Annotated in this window: 23 protein-coding genes; 7 read left to right on the forward strand and 16 right to left on the reverse strand. The window is 55.5% G+C overall.

Features of this window, described 5'->3' with window-relative positions:
- Window positions 1–20: 20 nt before the first annotated feature.
- Window positions 21–491: a YlaC family protein gene (locus ACOI6Z_RS11385; protein ID WP_064155186.1), complete on the forward strand. Its 471-nt coding sequence runs from the start codon at window positions 21–23 to the stop codon at window positions 489–491.
- On the opposite strand, the gene ACOI6Z_RS11390 is transcribed toward ACOI6Z_RS11385, so the two are convergent.
- Complete coding sequence (locus tag ACOI6Z_RS11390; RefSeq protein WP_064155187.1) at window positions 460–1,917, reverse strand: PLP-dependent aminotransferase family protein; 1,458 nt, start codon at window positions 1,915–1,917, stop codon at window positions 460–462. The genes ACOI6Z_RS11385 and ACOI6Z_RS11390 overlap by 32 nt on opposite strands.
- 100 nt (window positions 1,918–2,017) lie before the next feature.
- Between ACOI6Z_RS11390 and ACOI6Z_RS11395 the strand changes: the two genes are divergently transcribed.
- Window positions 2,018–2,716, forward strand: a complete 699-nt coding sequence (locus ACOI6Z_RS11395) for a GNAT family N-acetyltransferase (protein WP_044521289.1) — start codon at window positions 2,018–2,020, stop codon at window positions 2,714–2,716.
- Here ACOI6Z_RS11395 and ykgO read toward each other — a convergent pair.
- The 3 genes from ykgO to ACOI6Z_RS11410 form a co-directional block, all read right to left on the reverse strand.
- On the reverse strand, window positions 2,713–2,853 hold the full coding sequence (ykgO, locus tag ACOI6Z_RS11400; protein ID WP_002892018.1) for a type B 50S ribosomal protein L36: 141 nt from the start codon (window positions 2,851–2,853) through the stop codon (window positions 2,713–2,715). The two genes, ACOI6Z_RS11395 and ykgO, sit on opposite strands and share 4 nt — an antisense overlap.
- Window positions 2,853–3,116 carry a type B 50S ribosomal protein L31 gene (locus tag ACOI6Z_RS11405; RefSeq protein ID WP_004204754.1) on the reverse strand — a complete coding sequence of 88 codons (264 nt, stop codon included), beginning with the start codon at window positions 3,114–3,116 and terminating at the stop codon, window positions 2,853–2,855. The genes ykgO and ACOI6Z_RS11405 overlap by 1 nt, the downstream gene beginning before the upstream one ends.
- A 116-nt stretch (window positions 3,117–3,232) precedes the next feature.
- Window positions 3,233–4,303: a LacI family DNA-binding transcriptional regulator gene (locus ACOI6Z_RS11410; protein WP_023288639.1), complete on the reverse strand. Its 1,071-nt coding sequence runs from the start codon at window positions 4,301–4,303 to the stop codon at window positions 3,233–3,235.
- A gap of 270 nt (window positions 4,304–4,573) precedes the next feature.
- Here ACOI6Z_RS11410 and ACOI6Z_RS11415 point away from each other — a divergent pair, with 270 nt between their 5' ends.
- Window positions 4,574–5,845 carry a maltoporin gene (locus tag ACOI6Z_RS11415; protein ID WP_023288638.1) on the forward strand — a complete coding sequence of 424 codons (1,272 nt, stop codon included), beginning with the start codon at window positions 4,574–4,576 and terminating at the stop codon, window positions 5,843–5,845.
- A 136-nt stretch (window positions 5,846–5,981) separates the two neighbouring features.
- Here the strand turns inward: ACOI6Z_RS11415 and ACOI6Z_RS11420 are convergent, their stop codons facing one another.
- The 6 genes from ACOI6Z_RS11420 to ACOI6Z_RS11445 form a co-directional block, all read right to left on the reverse strand.
- Window positions 5,982–6,296: a glucose PTS transporter subunit EIIB gene (locus ACOI6Z_RS11420; protein WP_023288637.1), complete on the reverse strand. Its 315-nt coding sequence runs from the start codon at window positions 6,294–6,296 to the stop codon at window positions 5,982–5,984.
- 64 nt (window positions 6,297–6,360) lie between these two features.
- A complete protein-coding gene (locus tag ACOI6Z_RS11425) occupies window positions 6,361–8,418 on the reverse strand; it encodes a beta-galactosidase (protein WP_065812393.1) in 2,058 nt (685 codons plus the stop codon).
- Window positions 8,419–8,448: 30 nt separating this feature from the next.
- On the reverse strand, window positions 8,449–9,651 hold the full coding sequence (locus ACOI6Z_RS11430; RefSeq protein ID WP_050533078.1) for a glycoside hydrolase family 53 protein: 1,203 nt from the start codon (window positions 9,649–9,651) through the stop codon (window positions 8,449–8,451).
- Between the two features lie 4 nt (window positions 9,652–9,655).
- On the reverse strand, window positions 9,656–10,507 hold the full coding sequence (locus tag ACOI6Z_RS11435; RefSeq protein ID WP_004204761.1) for a sugar ABC transporter permease: 852 nt from the start codon (window positions 10,505–10,507) through the stop codon (window positions 9,656–9,658).
- A gap of 10 nt (window positions 10,508–10,517) precedes the next feature.
- Window positions 10,518–11,825, reverse strand: coding sequence for a carbohydrate ABC transporter permease (locus tag ACOI6Z_RS11440; protein WP_065812392.1), 1,308 nt, complete (start codon window positions 11,823–11,825; stop codon window positions 10,518–10,520).
- Window positions 11,826–11,887: 62 nt separating this feature from the next.
- Window positions 11,888–13,120 (reverse strand): maltodextrin ABC transporter substrate-binding protein, encoded by a 1,233-nt coding sequence (locus ACOI6Z_RS11445; RefSeq protein ID WP_017898899.1) that lies wholly within the window; start codon window positions 13,118–13,120, stop codon window positions 11,888–11,890.
- A gap of 354 nt (window positions 13,121–13,474) precedes the next feature.
- Between ACOI6Z_RS11445 and ACOI6Z_RS11450 the strand changes: the two genes are divergently transcribed.
- Both ACOI6Z_RS11450 and ACOI6Z_RS11455 read left to right on the forward strand, forming a co-directional pair.
- Window positions 13,475–14,584, forward strand: a complete 1,110-nt coding sequence (locus ACOI6Z_RS11450) for an ABC transporter ATP-binding protein (protein WP_023288632.1) — start codon at window positions 13,475–13,477, stop codon at window positions 14,582–14,584.
- A 235-nt stretch (window positions 14,585–14,819) separates the two neighbouring features.
- Window positions 14,820–16,379: an EAL domain-containing protein gene (locus ACOI6Z_RS11455; protein WP_065812391.1), complete on the forward strand. Its 1,560-nt coding sequence runs from the start codon at window positions 14,820–14,822 to the stop codon at window positions 16,377–16,379.
- A gap of 62 nt (window positions 16,380–16,441) precedes the next feature.
- Here the strand turns inward: ACOI6Z_RS11455 and ACOI6Z_RS11460 are convergent, their stop codons facing one another.
- Complete coding sequence (locus tag ACOI6Z_RS11460) at window positions 16,442–16,714, reverse strand: metal-sensing transcriptional repressor (protein ID WP_004204767.1); 273 nt, start codon at window positions 16,712–16,714, stop codon at window positions 16,442–16,444.
- Window positions 16,715–16,878: 164 nt separating this feature from the next.
- On the opposite strand from ACOI6Z_RS11460, the gene ACOI6Z_RS11465 reads away from it, so the two are divergent.
- Window positions 16,879–17,709 (forward strand): nickel/cobalt efflux protein RcnA, encoded by an 831-nt coding sequence (locus tag ACOI6Z_RS11465; protein ID WP_065812390.1) that lies wholly within the window; start codon window positions 16,879–16,881, stop codon window positions 17,707–17,709.
- 44 nt (window positions 17,710–17,753) lie between these two features.
- Here ACOI6Z_RS11465 and ACOI6Z_RS11470 read toward each other — a convergent pair whose 3' ends face one another.
- Window positions 17,754–18,368, reverse strand: coding sequence for a YczE/YyaS/YitT family protein (locus ACOI6Z_RS11470; protein ID WP_065812389.1), 615 nt, complete (start codon window positions 18,366–18,368; stop codon window positions 17,754–17,756).
- A gap of 88 nt (window positions 18,369–18,456) precedes the next feature.
- Here ACOI6Z_RS11470 and ACOI6Z_RS11475 point away from each other — a divergent pair, with 88 nt between their 5' ends.
- On the forward strand, window positions 18,457–19,884 hold the full coding sequence (locus tag ACOI6Z_RS11475) for a PLP-dependent aminotransferase family protein (protein WP_032453861.1): 1,428 nt from the start codon (window positions 18,457–18,459) through the stop codon (window positions 19,882–19,884).
- A gap of 134 nt (window positions 19,885–20,018) precedes the next feature.
- On the opposite strand, the gene ACOI6Z_RS11480 is transcribed toward ACOI6Z_RS11475, so the two are convergent.
- The 4 genes from ACOI6Z_RS11480 to ACOI6Z_RS11495 all read right to left on the reverse strand — a co-directional run bounded on the left by ACOI6Z_RS11480 (window position 20,019) and on the right by ACOI6Z_RS11495 (window position 22,840).
- The gene (locus tag ACOI6Z_RS11480; protein WP_004142688.1) at window positions 20,019–20,234 is read right to left on the reverse strand and encodes a hypothetical protein; all 216 of its coding nucleotides are present in this window, start codon (window positions 20,232–20,234) and stop codon (window positions 20,019–20,021) included.
- Window positions 20,231–20,488: a hypothetical protein gene (locus tag ACOI6Z_RS11485; RefSeq protein WP_023288627.1), complete on the reverse strand. Its 258-nt coding sequence runs from the start codon at window positions 20,486–20,488 to the stop codon at window positions 20,231–20,233. The genes ACOI6Z_RS11480 and ACOI6Z_RS11485 overlap by 4 nt, the downstream gene beginning before the upstream one ends.
- A gap of 594 nt (window positions 20,489–21,082) precedes the next feature.
- A complete protein-coding gene (locus ACOI6Z_RS11490) occupies window positions 21,083–22,543 on the reverse strand; it encodes a DEAD/DEAH box helicase family protein (RefSeq protein ID WP_232930705.1) in 1,461 nt (486 codons plus the stop codon).
- A gap of 120 nt (window positions 22,544–22,663) precedes the next feature.
- The gene (locus ACOI6Z_RS11495; protein ID WP_032635622.1) at window positions 22,664–22,840 is read right to left on the reverse strand and encodes a hypothetical protein; all 177 of its coding nucleotides are present in this window, start codon (window positions 22,838–22,840) and stop codon (window positions 22,664–22,666) included.
- Between the last annotated feature and the right edge of the window lie 761 nt (window positions 22,841–23,601).

Below are 23,601 nucleotides of genomic sequence, written 5' to 3' on the forward strand. Positions count from 1 at the left end.
TGCAGAATTCGGGGACCAAGATGACAGAAATACAACGCCTGCTAACTCACACCATTGACGAACTGAACGTGCAGGAAAAACGCGATAATCGCCCGCGTTTTAGCATCAGTTTTATCCGTAACCATCCGGGCCTGTTTGTTGCCATGTATGCCGCGTTTCTGGCGACGCTGGTGGTGATGCTGCGCTCTGAAACGCTGGTGGATTCGGTCTGGTTGTTGGTGGTGCTGTTCATCCTGTTCAACGCTTTTTTCTTCTTTGACGTCTATCCACGCTATCGTTACGAAGATATCGATGTCCTCGACTTTCGCGTGTGTTACAACGGCGAATGGTACAACACCCGCTTTGTCCCCCGACAGCTGATCGACCGTATTATGCAGTCGCCGGACGTCGATAGCGAGCAGAAGGCGCAGCTTAAAAAAATGGTCGACACCAAAGGCGATCTCTCCTTTTACGATGTCTTTACGCTGACCCGAGCCGGTACTGCGCAATAAGACGATTCAGCGTCCGCAGCGCCAGCGGATAGCGGGAAGCAGAAGTATTGCCATACCCCAGCACCAGCCCGCTCCGCCCCCGCCGCGGGTCGAGATAGAAATGACTTAGCGCAGCGGGCGCCAGCTGAAACTGACGCGCCTGCTGCGCTATCGCGCGATCGTCGATCCCCTCGATGGCCAGCGTCAGATGGAGCCCCCCTTCCCCACCAAGGACTTCGCACGGCACGGTGATCTCTTGCGCCAGCGCCTCGCGCAGCAACTGCTGACGTTTGCGGTACAGACGACGCATCGCCGCCAGATGACGCGCATAGTGCCCCTTCTCGATAAAGCTGGCCAGCGCCCGCTGTTCAGCGCGGTGCCCCCCGCGCAGCAGCGCGCCAATGGCCTCCTGAGCGGCATCCGCCAGCGCGGGCGGCATTACCATAAAACCGATACGCAGCGCCGGAAAAAGGGTTTTGCTGAAGGTGCCGAGATAGACCACCGGGGCATCCGGGACCATTCCCAGCATCGCCGGGATCGGCTCTCCGCTGTGGCGAAACTCGCTGTCGTAGTCATCCTCCACAATCCACGCGCCGTGCCGATGGGTATACTCCACCAGCGCCAGACGCCGCGCGGCGCTCATAACGCTCCCAAGGGGATACTGATGAGAGGGAGAGGTGAAAATCAGCCGGGGTGGTTCTGCCGCGCCGTTGGCTATACACATCCCTTCATGATCGACGGCCATCCCACAGACCTGCAGCCCCGCCCGCTGGAAACCACTCCTGGCGCCCAGGTATCCCGGCTCTTCCTGCCACACGGTGTCGCCCGGGTTAGTCAACAGCGAGGCGCATAAGTTGACCCCTTCCAGCGCCCCCTCGGTGATGACGATCTGCCGGATGTCGCACTGAATACCCCGGGAGAGCGCCAGATGGCGAGCGATCGCCTCCCGCAGTTGGGGATCGCCCGCGGCCTCACCGTAACCCAGCAGCATGCTGCCCTCGTCGCGCAAAGCCTTATCCATTAACCGCCGCCACAGCGGCAGCGGGAAATAGTTCACCGCCGGCATGCCAGGGGTAAACGGCAGCGCCGGCGAGTCACGGCGCATAGCGGCTGGCAGCCCCTGCAGCCGCTCAGACAGCACAACGGGTGGCGCGATTACCTCCTGCCGGCGGCTGGCGGCGAGCGGCACAACCTGCGTCCCCTGACGGCTTCGCGTCAGGTATCCTTCCAGCGTCAGCTGCTCCAGTGCGGCATTCACCGTATTGCGCGACAGATGCAGTCGACCGGCAATCACGCGCGATCCTGGCAAACGGCAGCTGGCCGCCAGAGTTCCCTGCAGGATAGCATGGCGCAAAGTGTGGTAAAGGGCGCGCTGCAGGGTTTCGTCCGTTCGCTGCCGCATCCCCTGCGTCACCAATCCATAAAACGCATCGTCCGGTATGTTCATGTCACCTCCTCGTGGATCCATAAAAACATACTCTGGTGGCACTTTTTATGGAACCACCCAGCGCGTACGCTGCCTGTACATCCCCAATAAGGAAACCGCAATGTGTGAATACAATCAGTTTGGACAGGCGCTCGGCGCCGCGCTGCCCGACTGGCAACCCCGCCCCTGGCCAACGCGGCAGGTACTGCAGGGCAGCCGCTGTCGGCTCGAACCGCTCACCCTCGCCCACGCCAGCGATCTGTTTGCTGCCCACCAGCTGGCGCCCGACGCCCGCAGCTGGACGTGGCTGCTGCGCGAACCGGAAACCAGTCTGGCTGAATTTAGCGCCTGGGTGGCGCAGGTTGCGACGCTGACCGATCCTATCCATTTCGCCGTCGTTGACCAGCAGCGCGGGACGGCGGTCGGGTCGCTGGCGTTAATGCGCATCGATGCCAACCACGGCGTGGTCGAGGTGGGGCATGTCCATTTCTCTCCGTTGCTGAGCCGAACGGCTATGGCCACCGAAGCGCACTGGCTGTTGATGCAGTATGTTTTCGGGACGCTCGGCTACCGTCGCTATGAATGGAAATGCAATAGCCTCAATACGCCGTCAGGCCGGGCGGCAAGGCGACTGGGATTTCAGTACGAAGGACGTTTTCGTCAGGCGCTGGTGAGCAAAGGACACAACCGGGACACGGACTGGTTTTCAGTGATTGATGGCGAATGGCCGCAGCTGGATAGCGCCATGCGCCAATGGCTGGCCGCCGACAATTTTACCGCCGACGGCCAGCAGCGCCGTCCCCTGGAAAGCTTCCGTTAACGACGTTTTTTGCGCCCCTGCACCGCTTTAAAGCGGGGGTTGCTCTTACAGATCACGTACAGCCGCCCTTTGCGTTTGACCAGCTGGCAATCCGGGTGGCGCTGTTTGGCGCTGCGTAATGAGTTAACGACCTGCATCATGCCTTCCTTTTTGCATCAATAAAGCCGCCGAAGCGCTGGCGGAAACGGGCCGCGCTACCCTCGCTGGCGAACGTTTTTTGTTTACCGGTGTAGTAAGGATGCGATTTCGATGAGACATCGATCGTCACATACGGATACGTCTCACCGTCGAGCTCAATCACGCGTTCGGTGCGGATGGTTGAGCCAACTTTAAAATATTCATTGGCGCTGGTGTCGTGAAACACCACCGTGCGATAGGGAGGATGGATATGGGCTTTCATGATGACCTCGTCATTATGTTATAACATAACAATTAAGTTACGCCGTTCCACGACAAAGATCAACCATGGTTATATCAGGGGTAATAACAAAGAGGCGAGTTTCCTCGCCTTTGGCTTCAGGGCGCCAGACGGTGAGCGATTGCGCGAAGTTGCTCCGCGATGGCCTGCAGATCTTTCCCCTGCTCGACTCTGGCGCCGCTGGAATGGCGAATCACCAGGCGCGCCGGCAGGATGGATGAGGTATGCGCCGCGCCGCTGGTACTGGCGAGGATCCGCCGCACCGCCTCTTTACCCTGCAGGTCGAGGTCCAGCGATACCGTACTCAATGCCGGATAGAAAAAGGAGCTTTCGTAGGTATCGTCATAGCCAATCACCGATTTCTCTCCCGGCACCGCCACCTGATGCTGATGGAAGGCGCTGAGCACCCCCAGCGCCATTTGGTCATTGCCCACCAGCACAGCGCTGAAGTTCGGCGTTTCACGCAGCATCTGCAGCGCGCCGGCGTAGCCGCTTTGCGCATCCCAGTTGCCGTGCAGGACGGTCACCGGCTTCAGGCCGTAGCCATCCAGGGTCTCCAGCCAGCTTTTCAGCCGCAGTTTGGCCGATACGGAGCTGTCCGGCCCCGCCAGCAGCGCGATCTCCCGATGCCCCATCTCGTAGAGATATTTGACGCTGGCCCGGGTGCCGTCCGCCGGGTTAAACGAAACGTTAAACACGGAACTGTAGGGATCAACATCGAGAAACAGGCAGACGATATCATCGTTGTCAGCGGCGATTTTCTGCGCCTGTTCGGTCTCCAGCGGCACGTTGATAATGACCTTATCCACCCGCTGAGACTTCAGCTCATTGATGGAATCCTGGATGCTTTGGTTGACGCTCTCATCGATCATCGAAATCAGGACCTGGTAACCTTCCAGATTGGCATAGCGTTTTACCGCCGCCGCTACCTGGGAGGGGGCATGCCAGGCCAGCGAAATCGTCACCAGCCCCACCGTCTGGCTCTCCTTCCCCACCAGCTGCTGCGCCAGCCGGTTGGGCACATAGCGTAGAGCCTCTATCGATTTCTCCACCTTGCGGCGCGTCGCTTCGGATACATTGGCAGATTTGTTGAGTACCCTGGACACGGTCTGGTAAGAGACACCCGCATGACGTGCGACGTCTTCCAGAGTAGCGCTTTTAGACTTCATGGTCCGGTTCCTTATGTTGTTATCCCATGATTGTAACAGGGGCCATTTGAAAAAACGCTCACCGCCACTTCTCATCGCAAAATTAGACCACAAAAAGTATTACGTTCACAACCAGGTTAATTGTGAATCACCTCACTCATCACAACAAAAACCAGCGTTATTATTTGCACTTAATCACACAATAATCATATCTCGTTTGCCTGAAGTTACATTTAGGCATTTTATGACATCAGTTATGTGAACGTAATACAAAACAATAAGAGGATAGAGATGAATACGACACTGCGCGCCCTTTCCACAGCATTAGCCGCTGCGCTAATCACCCCTTCCGCCTTTGCGGCTACCGCTGCGATCCCGACCGTTGATTTTCATGGCTATTTGCGCGCCGGGGTTGGGGTCTCCGGCGACGGTAGCGAAGCGGAATGGCAAAAGAACAAGCTAGGCCGGTTGGGGAACGAATCGGATACCTATGGCGAACTGGAATTGGGCTCCGAGGTCTACAAAAAAGATGATGTCAGTTTCTATCTCGACAGCATGGTCAGCATGGTCTCCGATGGCTCTAACGATAATGAAACCACGCTGAACGATGACGCGCAGTTCGGCTTACGTCAGCTGAATCTGCAGATCAAAGGGCTGATCCCGGGCGATCCGAATGCGGTGATCTGGGGCGGCAAACGTTACTATCAGCGTCACGATCTGCACATCATCGATACCAAATACTGGAACATTTCCGGCTCCGGGGCCGGGGTGGAAAACTACACCCTTGGCCCGGGCGCCGTCTCGCTGGCGTGGATCCGCGGCGATGCCAACGACGTTGACTATCGCGTCGATGGCGACAGCAACGTCAATATCAACTATATCGATTTACGCTATGCGGGATGGAAGCCGTGGTCCGGGTCGTGGACCGAATTCGGCATCGACTACGCCATGCCGAACACCACCAAAAAACAGGACAGCTACGGCGGGCTGTACGATGCCGAAAATGGCGTGATGCTAACCGGTGAAATCAGTCAGGATATGCTGGGCGGCTATAACAAAACCGTGCTGCAGTATGCCAACAAAGGGCTGGCGCAGAATATGGTCTCCCAGGGCGGCGGCTGGTACGATATGTGGAACTACGTGAATGACGCCACCGGTTATCGCGTGATTAACACCGGTCTGATCCCCATTACCGAGAAGTTCTCCATCAACCACGTTCTGACCTGGGGCTCGGCGGATGATATTACCGACTACACCGACAAAACGCGGATGCTGTCGCTGGTCGCCCGCGGGCAGTATCAGTTCACCGACTACGTGCGCCTGATTGGCGAAGTCGGCGGTTTCTATCAGAAAGACAGCTACAACAATGGCACCAGTTACAAACAGGCCGGTGAGAAATATACCATTGCGCTGGGTCTGGCGGACGGGCCGGACTTTATGTCACGTCCGGAATTACGTATTTTCGCGTCGTATCTGAATGATTCCGAAGATGGTAAACCATTTGAAGACCAGACGGCGAATAATACCTGGAATTTCGGCGTGCAGGTTGAGGCCTGGTGGTAATATCGCTCTGGTAAGAAAAATACGTTATTGATATCTCCAACGCTAAGGTCATTAATTACCCTCCGGTAATCATTATTGCCACTGCTGTCTTTGTCTTATTTTCGGGATAACCTGTTTTCAGGTTATCCCGTTTTATTTATTTCCGCGCGGCAAAATGGTCATCCAGCAATTGACGTAGCGCATCGGACTGCTTACCGAAAATAGCATGAACCTGCTGACCAAGAATAATGACGCCCAGCGCGCCCTGCTGCTGTAATGCGTCAGAGTCCACGGCCGCCAGATGACGAACCGTTACCCGCAGACGGGTAATACAGGCGTCCACTTGGGTAATATTCGCTTCACCGCCGAAGGCCTGAATCAGCGCCTCGATTTGCTGTTTTTCCGCTTCGCTTAACGGCTGTGCCGGACGCGCAGGCGAGAAATAGTGCAGGAAAGATTTTAAACTCACCATCATAAACTCCAGGGTAATAGATAAAAAAAAGCCTGCTCGTCAGAGCAGGCGTGGAGAAAAAGGATTACGCGTGGCGACGGAGAATACGGCAATCCCATGCTGACAGGGTCAGCGGGTCCGACACCGCCGCGTCGGTCAGGCAATCCCGATACCCTGGCGGCAGGCTCAGGGTATGGCTTTGCGCGCTGTAGTTCTGCAGGAAGACAAACGTACTCTCACCGTCGGTGCGCGCGGTGGCCACCACTCCGGGCGGTAAATCCGCCGCGATCGCCCGCGGCAGCGCCAGCTCCTTGCTCAGGGCGGCAAAAAAGTCGCGCTGGAAGGCCAAATCGTTGCGGGAGGCCACATGCCAGGCTTTACCTTTCCCGAAGCCGTTCACCGTCACCGCTGGCCTTCCGGCATAAAAATCATCTCGGTAGGTGGCCAGCGTCTGCGCGCTTTCGGTATGGATCAGTTCACAGAGATGGCGCACCTGATAGGGGCCCTGAAGTCCGCACTGATTCCCGGCCAGGCCCTGCACCAGATTAAACTCGCCGTCATTCAGACAGTCGATCTCCTCCGCCCAGATGCCCAGAAGATTGCGCAGCGGGCCCGGGAAGCCGCCGAGATAACAGAGATCGGACTCGTTGACGATGCCGGTCCAGTAGGTAGTCACCAGATGGCCGCCGCTGGCGACAAACGCCTCCGCCCGCCCGGCAAAGCCGTCGCGCACCATGTATAACATCGGGGCAATCACCAGCCGGTACGGCGTTAAATCAGCGTCGGCGTCAATCACATCGACGGCGATGCCCTGCTCCCAGAACGGACGGTAGTGCTCATTGACCGTCTTCTCATACTCCATACCCAGATTGCGCGGCCCCTGGGCGTCATCAAGCGCCCAGCGGTTCTGCTGGTCGAAGATAATCGCCACTTTCGCCTCGGTGCGACACCCCCTCACCGCCGGCAGCTTGCTGAGGATCTCGCCGAGCTGGCTGACTTCACGGCCAATGCGGGTATCAATATGCCCAACGTGGTCGACCACCGCGCCGTGAAATTTCTCAACCGAACCACGGCTCTTGCGCCACTGGAAATACTGCACCGAGTCGGCGCCATGCGCCACCGCCTGCAGCGAAGAGAGAATATGCATCCCCGGTTTCTTCAGTTTGCTGGTCGGCTGCCAGTTGGTGGCGCCCGGCGTGGACTCCATCAGCACAAACGGCTGGCCGCCCTTCAGGCTGCGCATCATGTCGTGATACATCGCGGTATAGCAGGCCAGCGCGGTTTCGTCTTTGTCGCGGTGCCACATCGGATAGCTGTCCCAGGAGATAAAGTCCAGCACCTCCGCCAGCTGCCAGTAGTCGTAATCGTAAAAATACTCCATAAAGTTGGTGGTCACCGGCAGGGCGGCATTCGCCGCCTTCAGCGGGGCGATTTCATGGCGGCAGAAATCGGTCACCTGGGCGGTATTAAAGCGATGCCAGTCCAGATTCAGGCCGTGGATCGACACCTCGCCCTGCGGCGCAGGCGATTCAATCTGCGACCAGTCGCTGTAGGTATGGCTCCAGAAAGTGCTCCACCAGGCCTGGTTGAGATTCTCCAGGGTCTGGTACCGCGCCTTCAGCCAGTCGCGAAAGCGAGTCTGGCAGCGCTCGCAATGACATTCACCGCCATATTCATTGGAAATATGCCAGCCCAGCACCGCCGGATGCGCAGAATAGCGCTCCGCCAACAGGGTATTGATTTTAAGGGTCTTCTCACGATACACCGGCGATGACATACAGTGGTTGTGACGGCCGCCGTGCAGGGCTGGCACCCGATCGCGCCCCACCCGCAGAACCTGCGGATAGCGCTGTGACATCCACGCCGGACGCGCGCCGCTCGGCGTGGCCAGAAAAACATGAATGCCGGCGGCATACAGTTTATCGAGGATAGTATCCAGCCAGGCGAAATCAAATACCCCTTCGCACGGCTCAAGTTTCGCCCAGCTAAATATTCCCACCGACATCACATTACATTTTGCCTGCTGCATCATGGCAATGTCTTTATCAATAATATCGGGGTCATTCTCCCATTGTTCCGGGTTATAATCTGCGCCATGCAGCAGCGTATTAACCTTTGGATGTAAAGGTGCAAATTTATTCATAATAAACTTCCTGAAAAGAACGACAAAAAATTAATTAAATACTTTTACCGACGGCAATACTTTTCCCTGGCAATCAAATAGCGCCTGATTTTCACGCGCATTGCCCTCTTTCCATTCGTCATGGATATATTTCATCCCCGCCGGGGTGGCCCAGGTATTTCCCGGAACGGCAATCCACGTGGGCTCCCAGTAAAAAATCCCTTTGCCGCGCTGGTCGGGAACATCGATAACCGCCTGCATCAGATCGTGGATATAGCGATATTGTCCCTGCACGCTGGCGGGATATCCCCCGTCCTTTTCCTCTTTGGCCTGGAAACTATTTTCCGCGTTATCGCAATTGGCCAGGGTATAGGCATAGGCCGCCTCGACGACAATAACGTCTTTGTTATAGCGTTTGCTGATGTCATCCATATTGGCCTTCAGGGCGCTGATCGGCCCGTTCCAGTAGGTGTACATCGACAAACCGATCACGTCATACGGCACATGGCGTTTCTCTATTTCGTCAAACCACCAGCGGAAGGTATCGTTTTTGGTCCCTTCAGCCAGATGCAGCATGATTTTCACCTGTTCGCCGTTGTGCAGGTTCGCCTTCAGGCCATCAATGGCCGCGTTCAGCAGACCAGCCAGCCGGTCGAACTCTCCGCCCCCCTGCCCCCAGCTTTTCCCTTCCGGCCACAGCATACCGCCATTGATCTCATTGCCGATCTGCACCATATCCGGCAGGACGCCCGCCTGCTTAAAGCGGGCGATGGTATCCCGGGTATAGTCATGAATCGCCGTTTTCAGCTGCGGGTAATCCATCTTTTCCCAGGCCTTCGGTTTGAACTGCTTGCCGGGATCGGTCCAGAAATCGCTGTAATGAAAGTCGAGCAGCAGCTTCATTCCCTGGGCTTTCGCGCGTTTCGCCAGCGCCAGGGTCGTGGCCAGATCGTTATTCCCGCCGCCATAGCCCTCGCCGCTTGCCGAATGCGGATCCACCCACAGGCGGAGGCGAACATAGTTGACGCCGTTCTCTTTCAGAATGGCGATCGGATCCTTACGCTGGTTATTCTGGTCGTAGAAGGTCGCCCCGTGCTTTTCAGCATCCAGCAGCGTGGAGATATCCGCGCCTTTAATAAAGTCCGCCGGCATGCCCTGAAAGGCGCGGGTTTCAAGCGCGTCCGCCGCCAGCGAAGGGGGGGAAAAACTGCATGCCAGACAAACCGCAAGCCATGCGGGTGTAAATCTTTTCATGTGCTTATCCTTTAGTACTGCCCGAGGTCAGGCCGGAGACGAAGTATTTTTGTAACGCCAGATAGAGGATCGCGACCGGCACGGCAATCAGCACCGCCCCCGCCGCGTAGGTGGTGTAGCTGGCCCCCATTTTTTGCGCCACCAGGTTATACAGACCGATAGGCAGGGTGTATTTATCCGGGGTACGCAGGATGGTGCTGGAGAGGATGAAATCCCCCAGCGGGCCGGTGAAGGAGAACAGCGCCACCACCGCGAGGATCGGCCTCGACAACGGCATGATGATCTCGATAAAGATGCGAAAGCTGCTGGCGCCGTCCATGCGGGCGGACTCATCCAGATCTTTGGGGATCGCGTCGAGATACCCCTTCATCAGCCAGGTGTTCATCGGGATCATTCCCCCGACGTAGATCAGCACCAGCGCCAGATGGCTGTTAATCAGGCCAAGCAGTTGCGACAGCACAAAGATGGCAATCAGCGCGGAAAACTGCGGGATCATCTGCAGCAGCAGGAACAGCATCAGCCCGTTCTGCCGCCCTTTAAAGCGGAAGCGGGAGAAGGCGTAGGCGGTAAAGCTGACGCTAATCAGGGTCAGCACCATGGTCAGGAAGCTGATTTTCATCGAGTTCCAGTACCAGGTAAGGTAATTCACATTGCCATTGAACAGATCGGCATAGTGCTGGAACGACAGATTTTCCGGAATGATCGAGGTACTCAGCAGGCTATTGCCGGCGTTCAGCGACGCCCCGACGGTCCAGACCAGCGGATAGATAATCACCACCGAGACCAGGATAACCACCAGCCAGGTGAGAGAGAGTCGGATCCACTTTTCGCGTTTAATACTGGGTGATTGAGCCATGTTGCTTCCCTTACGCCATGTCGTCATTTTTGAAGGATTTGGTGGCGCGGAACTGCCACAACGCCAGGCCGACGACGAAGATCGACAGCAGGATAGTGATGGTCGCCGCGATGGCGTACTGCGACGAGGACATCGTCAGCTTATAGATCCACGACACCAGAATATCCGTCCCGCCGGCGTTAGATCCCGCCACCGCAGGGCCGCCGTTGTTAAACAGATAAATGATGTTGAAATTATTAAAGTTGAAGGTGTACTGGGTGATGATGATCGGCGCGATCGCGTACAGCACCAGCGGCAGGGTGATGGTGCGCAGGCGGGTAAAGGCGCTGGCGCCGTCCATCGTCGCCGCTTCATACAGATCGTCCGGGATCGCCTGCAGCACGCCGGTGGTCATGGCAAAGACAAACGGGAAGCCAAGCCAGGTCTGCATCATAATCAGCGCGGTTTTGGTCCAGAACGGGTCGGTCAGCCATGCCTTTGGACTGATGCCGAAGAATGACAGGATCGCGTTGTTAATCACCCCGAAGGAGTCATTGAACATCCCGGTAAAGACGAGGATGGTGACAAACCCCGGCACCGCCCACGGCAAAATAAAGATAGTGCGGATCAGCGGCTTAAAGCGCAGATCTTTTTGGTTCACCAGAATCGCCAACAGCACGCCCACCGTACACTGCAGGGTGGTCGCCAGCAGCGTCCACACCACGGTCCACTGCAGCACATCCAGGAAGGTGGAGCGCCAGATGGAGAGGGTGAAAATATTGACGAAGTTTTTCAGGCCCACCCAGTCCACCAGCTTCGCCGGCGGCGTGTGGTACAGGTTATAGTTGGTGAAGGCGATGGCGAAACCAAACAGAATGGGAAAGATCACCACAAAGACCAGCAGAATAAAGCCTGGCGTGATCATCAGGTATGGGAAGCCATCGCTCAGCAGCATCTGGTACTGCTTACGCACACTGTTCAGCGCGACCCCCTCATCGCGTTTTTTGCCGTTCAGCCACGCGTCCCGCAGCGAGAGAAAATAGATCAGCACGCCAAAAGCGACGATCAGCACGCTGATAATCCCCTCCGCTAACAGGAAGATAGAGTTATCCCGGGGCACCTCTTCACCCAGGGTATAGAGCCCCCACAGCCCCTCGCGCAGGAAGTCATAAAAAATACCCAGAAAGCTGCTCAACAACACCAGGAAGACCAGCCCCTTCAGCCACTGGCGATGATAAAACTGGCCGAAACCCGGCACGATTGCCAGCAGCAGGCCGCACCACGCATGGCGCCCGGGCCCGCGCGCGTCGCTAAAATTTTCGCTGGAATGGATGCTCACACTCGACTCCTTCTACAAACGGGAGGTCCCCCTCCCGCTCGGTGACTTCACGTGACGGTAAATTACTGATTGCTGGCCTGCATCGCTTCGATCTGCATCTTGATCTGTTTCACCGCGTTATCGAGCGCGGCCTGCGGCGCCTGCTTGCCGGTGAGGCTCAGTTCAAGCGCGGCATTAGCTGGCCCCCACACTTCCCCCATCTCCGGAATGCCCGGCATGGCCATCGCCCGCGCCGACTGTACGGCGACGGCGCTGGCCTTTTCGTCATTTTTAATCACCGGGTCGTCAATCATCGCCTTCAGCGGCGGGATTTCGCCGGTGGCGACATAGCGGGCTTTTACATACTGCGGCTGGTTGATGAACTCGATAAACTGTTGCGCCAGCGCCTTGTCTTTACTCCAGGTCGATACCACGTAGCCCTTAACGCCGAGGAAGGAGCTCATCGGCTTGCCGTCCGGCAGGGTCGGCAGCGGCACCACGCCATAGTTGATACCGGCGGCTTCATACGGCTGGAAGGCCCAGGGGCCGTTGATCACCGCCGCCGCTTTTTTCTCGGTAAACAGCGAATCAATGGCGTTCAGCCCGTTATCGCCGAGGATCCCTGCAGGGAAAGCCTTCTCGGCATAGAATTTTTTCAGGAAGGTCACGGCTTCCACAGCGCCGGGAGTATTGAGCCCCACCTGCTGCGGGTTGAAACCGCCGCCGTCGTTCTTCGCGAAGATATAGCCGCCCATCGGGCCAATGGCTCCCCAGCTGTAGTAGATCTGATCAAACTTCGCCAGCAGGCCGTATTTGTTCTGCTCGCGCTGGGTCTTCGAGTAGTCCAGCCAGGCCTGCAGGCTGTCCAGCGGCTTGTCGATCAGGTCCTTGTTGTAGATAAGCACCAGGGTTTCCACCGCTTTCGGGATGCCGTACAGCGCGTTGTCCATGCGGAAGGCATTGATAGAGGCTGGCGTAAAGGCATCCTGTTTCGCCTGCTCGACGTTGAGCGGCGAGAGAAGCCCCTGAACGACGGCGCCGCCGAGCTGGTCATTCGGGATCACCAGCACGTCCGGCCCAATGCCCGCCGGGCCGTCGAGGCGCAGCTTTTCCAGCTGCTGGGCATAAGGCATCTCCTGCAGATTGACCTTCACGTTGTACTGCTTCTCAAAATCGCTGACCGCGGTTTTGATGCCAGTGGATTTTTTAATGTCTTCCCAAACGTTGAGCTGCCCGGCGGCATGCGCCTGCAGGCTGGTAAGTTGCCCCGCCGCGAGGGTGGTAAGGATCAGTGCAGCAAGCGTGTTCTTTTTCATTATCAACCTCATGTGAAGGTATAACAATTTAATGGTTTTTATTTGAATTACGTCTGTCAGCTAGAAAAAAAATCATTTCAAACTGCGTTGTTACATAGAAAACAGACGCTGATTCGCTTTTGTTATACGCTACGCTTTGATTAGGGATAAAACTACCATAAGCTGCCAGTTGTGTGATCATCCTTGCAGAAATGAAACGCCGCTGTATGGCGCAAATTCCGCGGAAGTTATAGTCAGGACATGATTTTAGCGCTGTTGAATATCGTCACGCTGTTTTGTTACACGTAATACAATTTCACTCAACTCAGCGACACGCCAACGGCAAACAACGGCTACTCACTTCGGGGAATGTGGATGTCCAATATACGACTGAGGAATGTCACCAAAAGGTTCGGCAGCACGGTGACGCTGCACCAGGTCAATCTCGATATTGAAGATGGCGAGTTTGCGGTCTTCGTCGGCCCTTCCGGCTGTGGAAAATCGACGCTGTTACGTATGATTGCCGGGCTGGAAGAGGTTAGCGACGGGGAAGTGCTGATCGGCGATGAGGTGATGAACGATGTGGTCCCCGCCCGCCGCGGCGTGGCGATGGTTTTTCAGTCCTATGCGCTCTACCCGCACATGACGGTGGCGGAGAATATGGGCTACGGGCTGAAGGTGAATAAAGTGCCGAAAGCGGAGATCCGTCGCCAGGTGGAAATGGTGGCCAAAACGCTGCAGCTCTCTCACCTGCTGGACCGTAAACCGAAGCAGCTCTCCGGCGGCCAGCGGCAGCGCGTGGCCATTGGCCGCGCTATCGTGCGTAATCCCCGGGTGTTTATGTTCGATGAGCCGCTTTCTAACCTCGACGCGGAACTGCGCGTCGATATGCGCCTGCATATTGCCCGCCTGCACCAGGAGCTGAAGACCACCATGGTGTATGTCACGCACGATCAGGTGGAGGCGATGACTCTCGCTGATAAAATCGTGGTCATGAACTACGGAAAGGTTGAACAAATGGGTTCGCCGATGGCGCTTTACTACAATCCGGTCAACAAATTCGTCGCCGGTTTTATCGGCTCGCCAAAGATGAACTTTTTACCCGCCACCGTCAGCGACTGGCAGCCAGAGCGTTTAACGGTCACCCTCGCCCAGGACCATCAGCTCACCCTGAACGTTGCCACCCAACCGCTTAACCCCGGCGCCGCGGTAACGCTGGGGATCCGGCCAGAGCACCTCACGCCTGAAGTCTCCACCGGTACCGTGGTGGAGTTTCAATGTGAAGTGGTGGAACGTCTGGGCAACAATACCTACCTGTTCGGCCAGTGCTATGGTCACGATAACGTCAAGGTTCTGCTGCCCGGCGACGTCCATTTCCGCCCGTGGCAGAAGATTAATCTGGCCTTCGATGACCGCTTCTGCATGGTGTTTGATGAGAACGATCTGCGCATCAGCGCCGATATCACGGCACCAGACGCGCACTAAGCCAACATATTGCTGTCATCTGCGCAGCGTATGCTGCGACTGAATGCCGGAATACATCCTGCCCGGCATTCACACCCTCATTTTTATTCTGCTGCATCGGAATCATCCTTCTCTCCCGGCATCGCAGGCTATTGTGATGCCGGTTTTTTTCCCCACACAGCGCGATTTCTCCCACTGCGCCCGGTTTATCTTTCGCATATACTGATGACACCCGGCGAACGATAAGGACACAGGCATGAGGACCCGGCATCTGATGGCGCTGTTTACAGGGGTGCTGATACTGGCCATCATCCTGCCCATCTCGCTCAGCATCTGGCAGGCGGCGCGGCAGGCCAAAATGCAGTTCTATCGTGAACTGGATGATTATTCCAACCGCATCGTCGTCCGCACGCTGCAGGTCGCCGATCAGGCCCGGGAAGCGCTGCGGGAGGCCGATGCACATACAGCCTCGTCCTGTAGCCCTGAACATCTGCTCATGCTCCGCCGGATCGCCTATACCCACCGCTACGTTCAGGAAGTGCTCTGGCTGCAGGATTCCGTGCCGCAATGCTCCTCCCTGGAAGACCATAGCGTCGCGGTGACCTTCCCGCCACCGGACCACATTGCCTCCGACGGCTATCGCACCTGGCTGACCTCGATTAACGATCTTGGCCTCAATCACCAGATGACGGCCATGGCCAGCCAGCAGCATATGGTAATGATCGATCCCATCTCCTTCATTGATGTGGTGCCCGCCAGCGAGGAGAAGATCCATACCATGCTGTTTGGTTTGGACCATCTGAAAATGGTGATCAGCAGCCAGCCGCTGCCGGCGAAGGTCTGGCAACGGATTAAAGACCCGCACCTGAATATGCTTACCCTGGATAATACGGTCTACCGGATCCAGCGCATTCCCGAGCTGGGATCCGGCATTGTGACCTGGTCATCCACCCTGCCCCTGCAGCAGCACATACGGCAGCAGTTGATCTTCTGGCTCCCGGCCGGCATCTTCACCAGCCTGCTTGCCACCTGGCTGCTGCTGCGCCTGCTGAGACACCTGCGTTCACCGCGCAACAGTATGCTTGACGCCCTCAATTCCCAGGCGATTCAGGTTCACTATCAGCCGATTATTTCATTGCAGGACGGGAAAATCGCCGGAGCCGAAGCGCTGGCGCGCTGGCAGCAACCCGACGGTACCTATTTATCGCCGGATATCTTTATTCCCCTGGCCGAGCAGACCGGACTGATCACCCAGTTGACGGAAGATATCGTCAGGAAAATTTTCGCCGATCTGGGCCCCTGGCTGAGGCAGCGGCCGGAAGTGCATATCTCCATCAACCTGTCGGTGGATGACTTACGCTCTCCCATCCTGCCCACGCTGTTACACGATCAGCTGCAGCACTGGGGGATCGCCGCCGAACAGATCATCCTTGAGATCACCGAGCGCGGGTTTGTCGACCCGGAGACCACCATGCCGGTGATCGCTCACTACCGTCAGGCTGGCCATCGGATCTCGATTGACGATTTCGGTACCGGCTACTCCAGCCTGAGCTATCTGCAGAAGCTGGACGTCGACACGCTGAAAATCGATAAATCCTTTGTCGATACCCTCGAGTACCGGCCGCTGACGCCGCACATTATTGAAATGGCCAAGGCGCTCAATCTGACCACCGTCGCCGAAGGGGTGGAAACCGAAAGCCAGCGCGACTGGCTGCGACAGCATGGCGTTCAGTACGCCCAGGGGTGGCTGTACAGCAAAGCGCTGCCAAAAGAGTCATTTATTCAGTGGGCGGAAGATAATCTCCATGCGCATTAAGCGGCAGGCAGCCTGCACAGAAGGTCAGCGGGCGCGGCCTCTTCGCCGCCCTCTGCCGGAGGCTACTTCAGATAGGATTTAATCACCTGCATCACCGTCTCCAGATCCGCTTCACGCTGCGTCTCATCTGGCTCTTTCACCACATGGTCGGTCAGATGCCCCTGGATAACCTGCAGCATCATGCCATTGACCGCGCCGCGGATCGCCGCCAGCTGCTGTAGCACCTCAGCGCACTCATGCTCGCGATTAAGCATTTTCTCTAATGCGGTACTCTGCCCCTGAATTTTCTTCAGCCGGGTCAGTAACTTCTTTTTGTCTCTCACTGTGTGTGACATTGCGCGATCCACCGTTTTATTCTGCCGTCATTGCCCGACCTTCGACGCCGGCAACGCCTGCCAGCATAGCATGATCCCTTTTATCAGCCTCTTTTTCTACTGGGGGGTAGTATTTTACTACTGGGGGGGAGTAGCATAGAGCCACTTTTGGCAAGGATCCCGATATGAACGATTTCACTTCCCTTCTGCAGCAGGGCAATGCCTGGCTGTTTATTCCCAGCGCGATACTGCTCGGCGCGCTGCACGGCCTTGAACCCGGCCACTCAAAAACGATGATGGCCGCCTTTATCGTGGCAGTACGGGGAACCTTAAAGCAGGCGGTTCTGTTGGGGCTGGCGGCGACGGTCTCGCATACCGCGGTGGTCTGGCTGATCGCCATGGCCGGCCTGTGGTTTGGCCGCGGCTGGAACGCCCAGACTTCTGAGCCCTGGTTTCAGCTGATCTCGGGGATTGTGATTGTATTGATTGCCTGCTGGATGCTCTGGCGCACCTGGCGCGAATCGCGGCCCCACGCCCACCACCATCATCCTCAGCACGACCATGACCATGACCATCATCAGCATGAACATCATGACCACCATCATTCTCACTCCCCTGGCGCGCCGCTGGTGGCGGAGGAGTGGCAGGACGCACATCAGCGGGCCCATGCACAGGAGATTAACCGGCGCTTCGATGGCCGCCAGGTGACGACCGGGCAGATTGTGATGTTTGGCCTGACCGGCGGGCTGATCCCCTGCCCGGCGTCCATTACCGTGCTGCTTATCTGTTTACAGCTGAAGAAATTCTCGCTGGGCGCCACGCTGGTACTGGGCTTTAGCGTCGGTCTGGCGCTGACGCTGGTGGCTTCCGGGGCTATCGCCGCCCTGAGCATGAAACATGCCACCCGCCGCTGGCCGTGGCTTAACGACATCTCACGCAAAGCGCCCTGGATCTCAGGCTTACTCATTATTGTGGTGGGGATCTACATGATGCTTCATGGCCTGAGCGGCCTGTAAACCACAATGCGCCCTCTTCTTGACGACGAGGGCGCGGGTTCCCTTCAGGAGACGCTCTCCCGGGGAGGGCTGACCGCCCGGCGGCGGACGGGCTGGCTGAACCACGGCAGGCACAGCTGGATCAGCGGCCCAATCGACAGCGCGTAAATGACGGTTCCGACGCCAAACTTGCCCCCCAGCAGACAGCCAATCAGCAGCACGGAGAGCTCGATCGCCGTACGGATACCGCGCAATGACCAGCCGGTGCGAGCGTGCAGGCCGGTCATCAGGCCATCGCGCGGACCCGGGCCAAAGCCCGCGCCAATGTACATCCCGGTGGCGATAGCGTTCATCACAATCGCCACCACCAGCAGCGCACTGCGCGCCACCAGCGACTCCAGCGGAGGCAGGACGGCCAGCGTGGCGTCCGCCGCCAGCCCCAGCACGATAACATTACTCACCGTGCCGAGCCCCGGCATCTGCCGAATCGGGATCCATAGCAGCAGCACCGCGGCGCCGGTCAGGATAATCACGGTCCCGAAACTGATCCCCAGCTGTTTAGCCACCCCAAGATGAAAAACGTCCCACGGATCGGCGCCGAGATTAGTATGCACGAAGAGCGCCGTGGACACGCCGTAGAGCACCAGACCGATATATAACTGCAGCAGGCGACGAAGCATATTTTTTCCTCAACATCATTGCGAATGCCCTCATCATCAGCAAAAATGGACTGATAATTAATGGCCAGTTTTGGAAAAGTGGATCGCTATGTCGGCCCGACGCTTTGGAACACAGTCCCTGGTACGCCTGCTTGGCAACTGGCAGGAGTCCAGTTCCCGCACACCGCTATGGCGCCAGCTGGCGGAAGCGCTCCGCCTGCTGATCCTCGATGGCCGTCTGACGCTACAGACGCGCCTGCCCGGCGAGCGCGAGCTGGCGGCAGCCCTCAACGTCAGCCGGACGACCATCGCCAGCGCCCTCGGCCAGCTGCGGGAGGAGGGGTTTCTCCATAGCCGCCAGGGGAGCGGGTCGCGCATTGTCCTGCCGGAACGCCCTGCCGATCTGCCGCCGCCCTCTGCGACCCCCTCGACGATTAATCTCTCTACCGCTGCCCTCAGCGCCGGTCCGGAGGTCCATCAGGCCTTCCAGCACGCCATGACCTTGCTGCCGCCCTATCTCACCCAGACCGGCTACGATCAGCAGGGGCTCCCGGTGCTGCGGGAGGCGATTGCCCGGCGCTACAGCGAACGTGGCCTGCCGACGCGGCCCGATGAAGTGATGGTGGTCAACGGCGCGCTCAGCGCCTTCGCGCTGATCCTGCGTCTGTTCACCGGCCCCGGTGACCGGGTGGTCATTGACGCCCCGACCTATCCAATGGCCATCAGCGCCATTCAGGGCGCCTCCTGCCGGCCCGTCGGGGTCGCACTCCCCCAGCAGGGATGGGACTGCGATGGATTAGCGGCGACCATTGCGCAGACCGCGCCGCGTCTGGCATGGCTGATGCCGGATTTTCACAACCCTACCGGGCGCTGTATGGATGCCCCTACCCGCCAGCGAGTCGCGGACATCGCGGCCAGGACGCGAACAACGCTGGTGATCGATGAGACCATGGTCGACCTCTGGTATAACGCCCCGCCCCCGCCGCCGCTGGCCTGCTTTAATCCCGACGCCGCGGTGATCACTATCGGTTCGGCCGGGAAAAGTTTCTGGGGGGGACTGCGCATCGGCTGGATCCGCGCCAGCGCGCGAACGATCGCCTCGCTGATTCAGGCCCGCGACTCTCTGGACCTGGGTACGCCGCTGCTGGAGCAGTTGGCCTGCAGCTGGCTGCTGGCAAACGCCGCCACGCTGCTGCCGCCGCGACGGGAGATGCTGCAGGCGCGCCGGGACATGTGCGAAGTGCTGATGAAAGAGTATTTTCCCCGCTGGCGCTTTACGCCACCGGAAGGCGGACTCTCTTTTTGGGTGGAACTCCCTGACATGCTGGCCACCCTGTTCTCTGCGCGGGCGGAAAGCCAGGGGATCCATATCGGCACCGGGACGCGGTTTGGTCTGGAGGGCGCGTTCGATCGCTATTTACGTCTGCCGTTTACCTTGCCGGACGAAGCATTGCGCCAGGCCTTCTCCACGCTACAACCATTGTGGCATAGCCTTGCAGAACAGCGGGAAAATACGCGTTTGCGGAAAATAATATAAGAAAATATCGACGGGCTGGCTTCAGCCCGTCAAAAGTCCGTCATCCATGAGGTATATGAGATGTTTTTATAAAATTGCCTGGGTATCCTGCCATCTGGTTATGGCAACCCGGTGACGGAAATAAGGCAATTTCATTAATGCTGGCGCGGAATAGGAAACCCTTTCAGGGAAATAATAAAGCCATCTTCATCTTTTTTAATTTTAGCGCCGGTGTCACACCAGTCGGAGGCAATGCGAAAGAACTCATCACTACCGATATTCCAGTTCAGGCGGACGTGTTTTACGTATCCTGAGCGCAACATATCGCAGGCTTCGCTATAGTTGCTGGCTGTAGAGAATTGTTGTTTCATTTTTTCTTCTTCAGAAGTTTTCTTAATGCTTTGATTTCTTTAGGGGTTAATGGCGTCGCTTCCTCTTCGGTATGCTGGCTGTCAATGTCCTCTTCCGTCACCCCCGCCTCACCTGCTGATGCCTCCAGCTGAAAAGCCAGCTGCAGCAGCTTTTCCGTTGCCGTACCCAGGTTCTCGTTATTCACTTCCGCATAATGACGCAACTTCTCTTTTAACTCAGCGTCAATTTTTACATTCAAAACCACTGTGGTCATAGCTACGCTTCCCGTGCAATAAAATCATCATAATTAATACACGAAGTTAACATGCTGATCCAGAGATATATTTTATAGCATGGATCTGGCAACAAATTCCCAGCAATAAGATGCGCTTTATTTATGACACGCAAATGACATTAATATTGCAGTAGCATTTCAGATTTATGACAAGTCAATATTATGGAATAAAAACGGGTTGTTTTAGCAACAAAAAATAATATGTGATCTGTATCAGGTATTAAATATAGCAGGAATAAAGACCGGGAAAATATAAGGGATATATCATGAGGGCGAAATGGGTGGGGGCCCTGCCAGCTAACAATAAACCTTATTTTTCAATGCAATAGAACAAAGTGGAACACATTATTTGTACCACCAGCACAATGAGAAATCAAGTGGATACGCATCACAACTCTTCACCCACATCAAGTCTCCAGACACGTAAAAGGAGCCCTAAAGCTCCTTTGTTGCATCACCAGCTACCTTATGGATTCCGAGATTCAGTTTTGCGTTCTGATTTTCTACGTTTTTCAAAGGTGCGAATTACATCCCAGATAAACAGGAATAGCAGATACCAGTAAAGTGCAGTGATCATACGCGAGTGTCCTGGTTCCAATAGCTTCTAACGGTCCTCAGAGATACCCCCATCGCTTCAACCGTTTGCATCGGTGTTAGCCCTTGAGCCTTATGTTCCAGCACCTTCAACCGCGTTTCTTGCTGCTTACCAGTTTTCTTGATTCTAAGGCATTCGATGGTTGAGCCAGGGAAATAATGGGCTTTAAGATATTCCGCTGCCGCCATGTCAGGAACTACGAACACCAAAGGATGATCGGTATCAGTGTTGCGAATGGATGTTCGGCTAAGAAACTGGTAGCAACGTTCAAAATACATTGACTGGCGCTTCTTCTCCATCACCGTTTCAAAATCCCAACCGATACGCTCGCAATAGTCTGCCCATCTCTTACGATCTTTATCGCCCAGATTTGCACATCCGAGGAACACAGCACAATGAATGCCTTGGTAGCTGTTCATTCCGTAGCTGGACATCGAAACGGCTTCACCTCCCATACGATCGCCGAGCTCAGCGAGTCCAATGGTCTGGAAGTCGCAGATGGGTTTATCGTTGTTAGTGGCAAAGATAAACTTCTTACCAACAATCTGCTTTATCTCGTTCAGGTGATTGCTAAAGACATTGGCGAGTTCCGACTGCCCCGCTCTTTTGATATCTTCCGAGAGAACAACCACGATCTTGATAGGTACGTTTTTATGTTTGCATCTCTCAGGATCAGGCTGAAGGTGTTCACCAGCCTCCTGAATATCAATCTGAGCGACGTTCTCCGCCATCCAGACAAACCCGCTACGATTTACACCAGCGCCGAGCACAGTGAAACTCTTCGCCCATGTTGCGGCCTTCAGTATCGGGTTATAAGTGTATGCAAAGAAGCTGTATGAAGAATCACACTCGGTATGCATCACACCACCACCGTCAAGCGCCACGTAAAGCACTTTCTTCAGGCTGTCGCTGTTAGCGTGCTTCTCATGGTAATACTGGTACAGCTTGTCGTAGTGCTCATCACGCAAATAGAGCAACCCGTTTCGCTCTTCCAGCCACGCCAGGAATGGGAAGTTTTCTGCCGTTCTGTCCGCATGTCGGATCTTCGCTTCAGCCCCAAACCAACCATCAGGGATCTCGTCAATCATCACGTTGTGTTCTGCCAGTAGAGAGCGCATCTCAGGATTGAACGTAGCGAGGTGGCAGTAGTTGGTTAAACATTCGTGGGTGGTTATCACCACATTCGTCTGGAAGCTGTTCGTCAGAGTACTTTTCAGGTTGAGAGTCGCACCTTCAACGCAAATGTGATGATTTGGGATTCTCAAACGATTTAGTTCTTGCTTGAACTGCTCGGCTAAAGCGTGGGTTGGTACTACGATTAAGAACTTTTCTGGGACAGCTTCGCGATTGAAGCTGAGAATGTACTCTTTCAGACGGTGGCTCTTTCCTGAGCCGCAAATCGCATTAACAAAATTTACTACTGGTTTCTTTTCGGTCATTCGGTTCCTCTCGGTTTAGGACTGCTGTTATTAACTCACTCACCAGCGCGGCGGCTGATTTGTCTTCACGGTTGGCACGTTCAATCAGCGCCTTGTGGATGTCATCAGTGAATCGGATATTCATTTTGTTTTTTCCTTTCGGTATTCATCAAATCGAGCGAGTGCATCAGCAAACAGTTTTTCACGTTCCGCGTATTTGCGTTTTCTGGCTACGTTCATAGATGCATATATCACTTCACGAGTGACTTCGCCATTGACCAGTTCATTAAAAACCTGGTCACTACTAAAATATTTCAAAGCAATGTTCCTCCTGCTTAGCAACTCATCGAGAATGAGTATTGTGTATATTCCAGACATGACAAAACCCCCACACCGTTTACCCGGAGGAGGCATGAAGATAAAGTCATCAGAGTGGGCATTTGTTAGAGAAGTGAAGATATCCCTCACTTAATACCACCTTACCATGAAACGAACGTTTTGTCAAGTTATTTATTAACTTTCAACAAGATACTATCAAGGAGTGTATGGAAAAGTTGCTCTCCCCACATACATCATGGTTGTCCGGTAGCTTCACTGACTCGGCTACCATCTTATCTATATTATTAACAATGAAATTTCCGGCTTAATATGCAAGTAAGCCGATCTTATGGCTACGCCATTTGCACAAGTAACCTGATACAGAGGATGCAGAAAAGTCTAAAGGTACTTTAGAGTTATTTGCATCTTCGGTAAAGTGGAGGCTTACAATGGAACACTGAAAGTGTGTAATGGTGCATAAACTCATTTTCACAAGAGTAACTTGCACAATGGATTCATGGACGAGGTGTACGAGTACATAACACAGTAAATAATCAATATTTACTATTTAAATAGTAGTTAATGGTTTTTTAGGTATTAATGTTCGTTATGTGAGTACTGCGAGCATAGCAGATTTTCTTTACAGGAAAATAGCTTCTGAGTAATAACATCAGGTACAAAGGTTACTTTCCTGTAATCGATATCTTCCATGCTCCGCATTACATGCTACTCATGCAGCATACTTTTCATGGTCGCAGTGC

It is taken from the genome of Klebsiella sp. C239, assembly GCF_048822715.1.
Taxonomy (GTDB): Bacteria; Pseudomonadota; Gammaproteobacteria; order Enterobacterales; family Enterobacteriaceae; genus Klebsiella; species Klebsiella quasipneumoniae.

What these genes read in the sequence shown, in the direction of transcription:
- ACOI6Z_RS11385 (WP_064155186.1), top strand. Translation starts at nt 21, where the DNA reads ATGACAGAAATACAACGCCTGCTAACTCACACCATTGACGAACTGAAC.
- ACOI6Z_RS11390 (WP_064155187.1), bottom strand. Translation starts at nt 1,917, where the DNA reads ATGAACATACCGGACGATGCGTTTTATGGATTGGTGACGCAGGGGATG.
- ACOI6Z_RS11395 (WP_044521289.1), top strand. Translation starts at nt 2,018, where the DNA reads ATGTGTGAATACAATCAGTTTGGACAGGCGCTCGGCGCCGCGCTGCCC.
- ykgO (WP_002892018.1), bottom strand. Translation starts at nt 2,853, where the DNA reads ATGCAGGTCGTTAACTCATTACGCAGCGCCAAACAGCGCCACCCGGAT.
- ACOI6Z_RS11405 (WP_004204754.1), bottom strand. Translation starts at nt 3,116, where the DNA reads ATGAAAGCCCATATCCATCCTCCCTATCGCACGGTGGTGTTTCACGAC.
- ACOI6Z_RS11410 (WP_023288639.1), bottom strand. Translation starts at nt 4,303, where the DNA reads ATGAAGTCTAAAAGCGCTACTCTGGAAGACGTCGCACGTCATGCGGGT.
- ACOI6Z_RS11415 (WP_023288638.1), top strand. Translation starts at nt 4,574, where the DNA reads ATGAATACGACACTGCGCGCCCTTTCCACAGCATTAGCCGCTGCGCTA.
- ACOI6Z_RS11420 (WP_023288637.1), bottom strand. Translation starts at nt 6,296, where the DNA reads ATGGTGAGTTTAAAATCTTTCCTGCACTATTTCTCGCCTGCGCGTCCG.
- ACOI6Z_RS11425 (WP_065812393.1), bottom strand. Translation starts at nt 8,418, where the DNA reads ATGAATAAATTTGCACCTTTACATCCAAAGGTTAATACGCTGCTGCAT.
- ACOI6Z_RS11430 (WP_050533078.1), bottom strand. Translation starts at nt 9,651, where the DNA reads ATGAAAAGATTTACACCCGCATGGCTTGCGGTTTGTCTGGCATGCAGT.
- ACOI6Z_RS11435 (WP_004204761.1), bottom strand. Translation starts at nt 10,507, where the DNA reads ATGGCTCAATCACCCAGTATTAAACGCGAAAAGTGGATCCGACTCTCT.
- ACOI6Z_RS11445 (WP_017898899.1), bottom strand. Translation starts at nt 13,120, where the DNA reads ATGAAAAAGAACACGCTTGCTGCACTGATCCTTACCACCCTCGCGGCG.
- ACOI6Z_RS11450 (WP_023288632.1), top strand. Translation starts at nt 13,475, where the DNA reads ATGTCCAATATACGACTGAGGAATGTCACCAAAAGGTTCGGCAGCACG.
- ACOI6Z_RS11455 (WP_065812391.1), top strand. Translation starts at nt 14,820, where the DNA reads ATGAGGACCCGGCATCTGATGGCGCTGTTTACAGGGGTGCTGATACTG.
- ACOI6Z_RS11460 (WP_004204767.1), bottom strand. Translation starts at nt 16,714, where the DNA reads ATGTCACACACAGTGAGAGACAAAAAGAAGTTACTGACCCGGCTGAAG.
- ACOI6Z_RS11465 (WP_065812390.1), top strand. Translation starts at nt 16,879, where the DNA reads ATGAACGATTTCACTTCCCTTCTGCAGCAGGGCAATGCCTGGCTGTTT.
- ACOI6Z_RS11470 (WP_065812389.1), bottom strand. Translation starts at nt 18,368, where the DNA reads ATGCTTCGTCGCCTGCTGCAGTTATATATCGGTCTGGTGCTCTACGGC.
- ACOI6Z_RS11475 (WP_032453861.1), top strand. Translation starts at nt 18,457, where the DNA reads ATGTCGGCCCGACGCTTTGGAACACAGTCCCTGGTACGCCTGCTTGGC.
- ACOI6Z_RS11480 (WP_004142688.1), bottom strand. Translation starts at nt 20,234, where the DNA reads ATGAAACAACAATTCTCTACAGCCAGCAACTATAGCGAAGCCTGCGAT.
- ACOI6Z_RS11485 (WP_023288627.1), bottom strand. Translation starts at nt 20,488, where the DNA reads ATGACCACAGTGGTTTTGAATGTAAAAATTGACGCTGAGTTAAAAGAG.
- ACOI6Z_RS11490 (WP_232930705.1), bottom strand. Translation starts at nt 22,543, where the DNA reads ATGACCGAAAAGAAACCAGTAGTAAATTTTGTTAATGCGATTTGCGGC.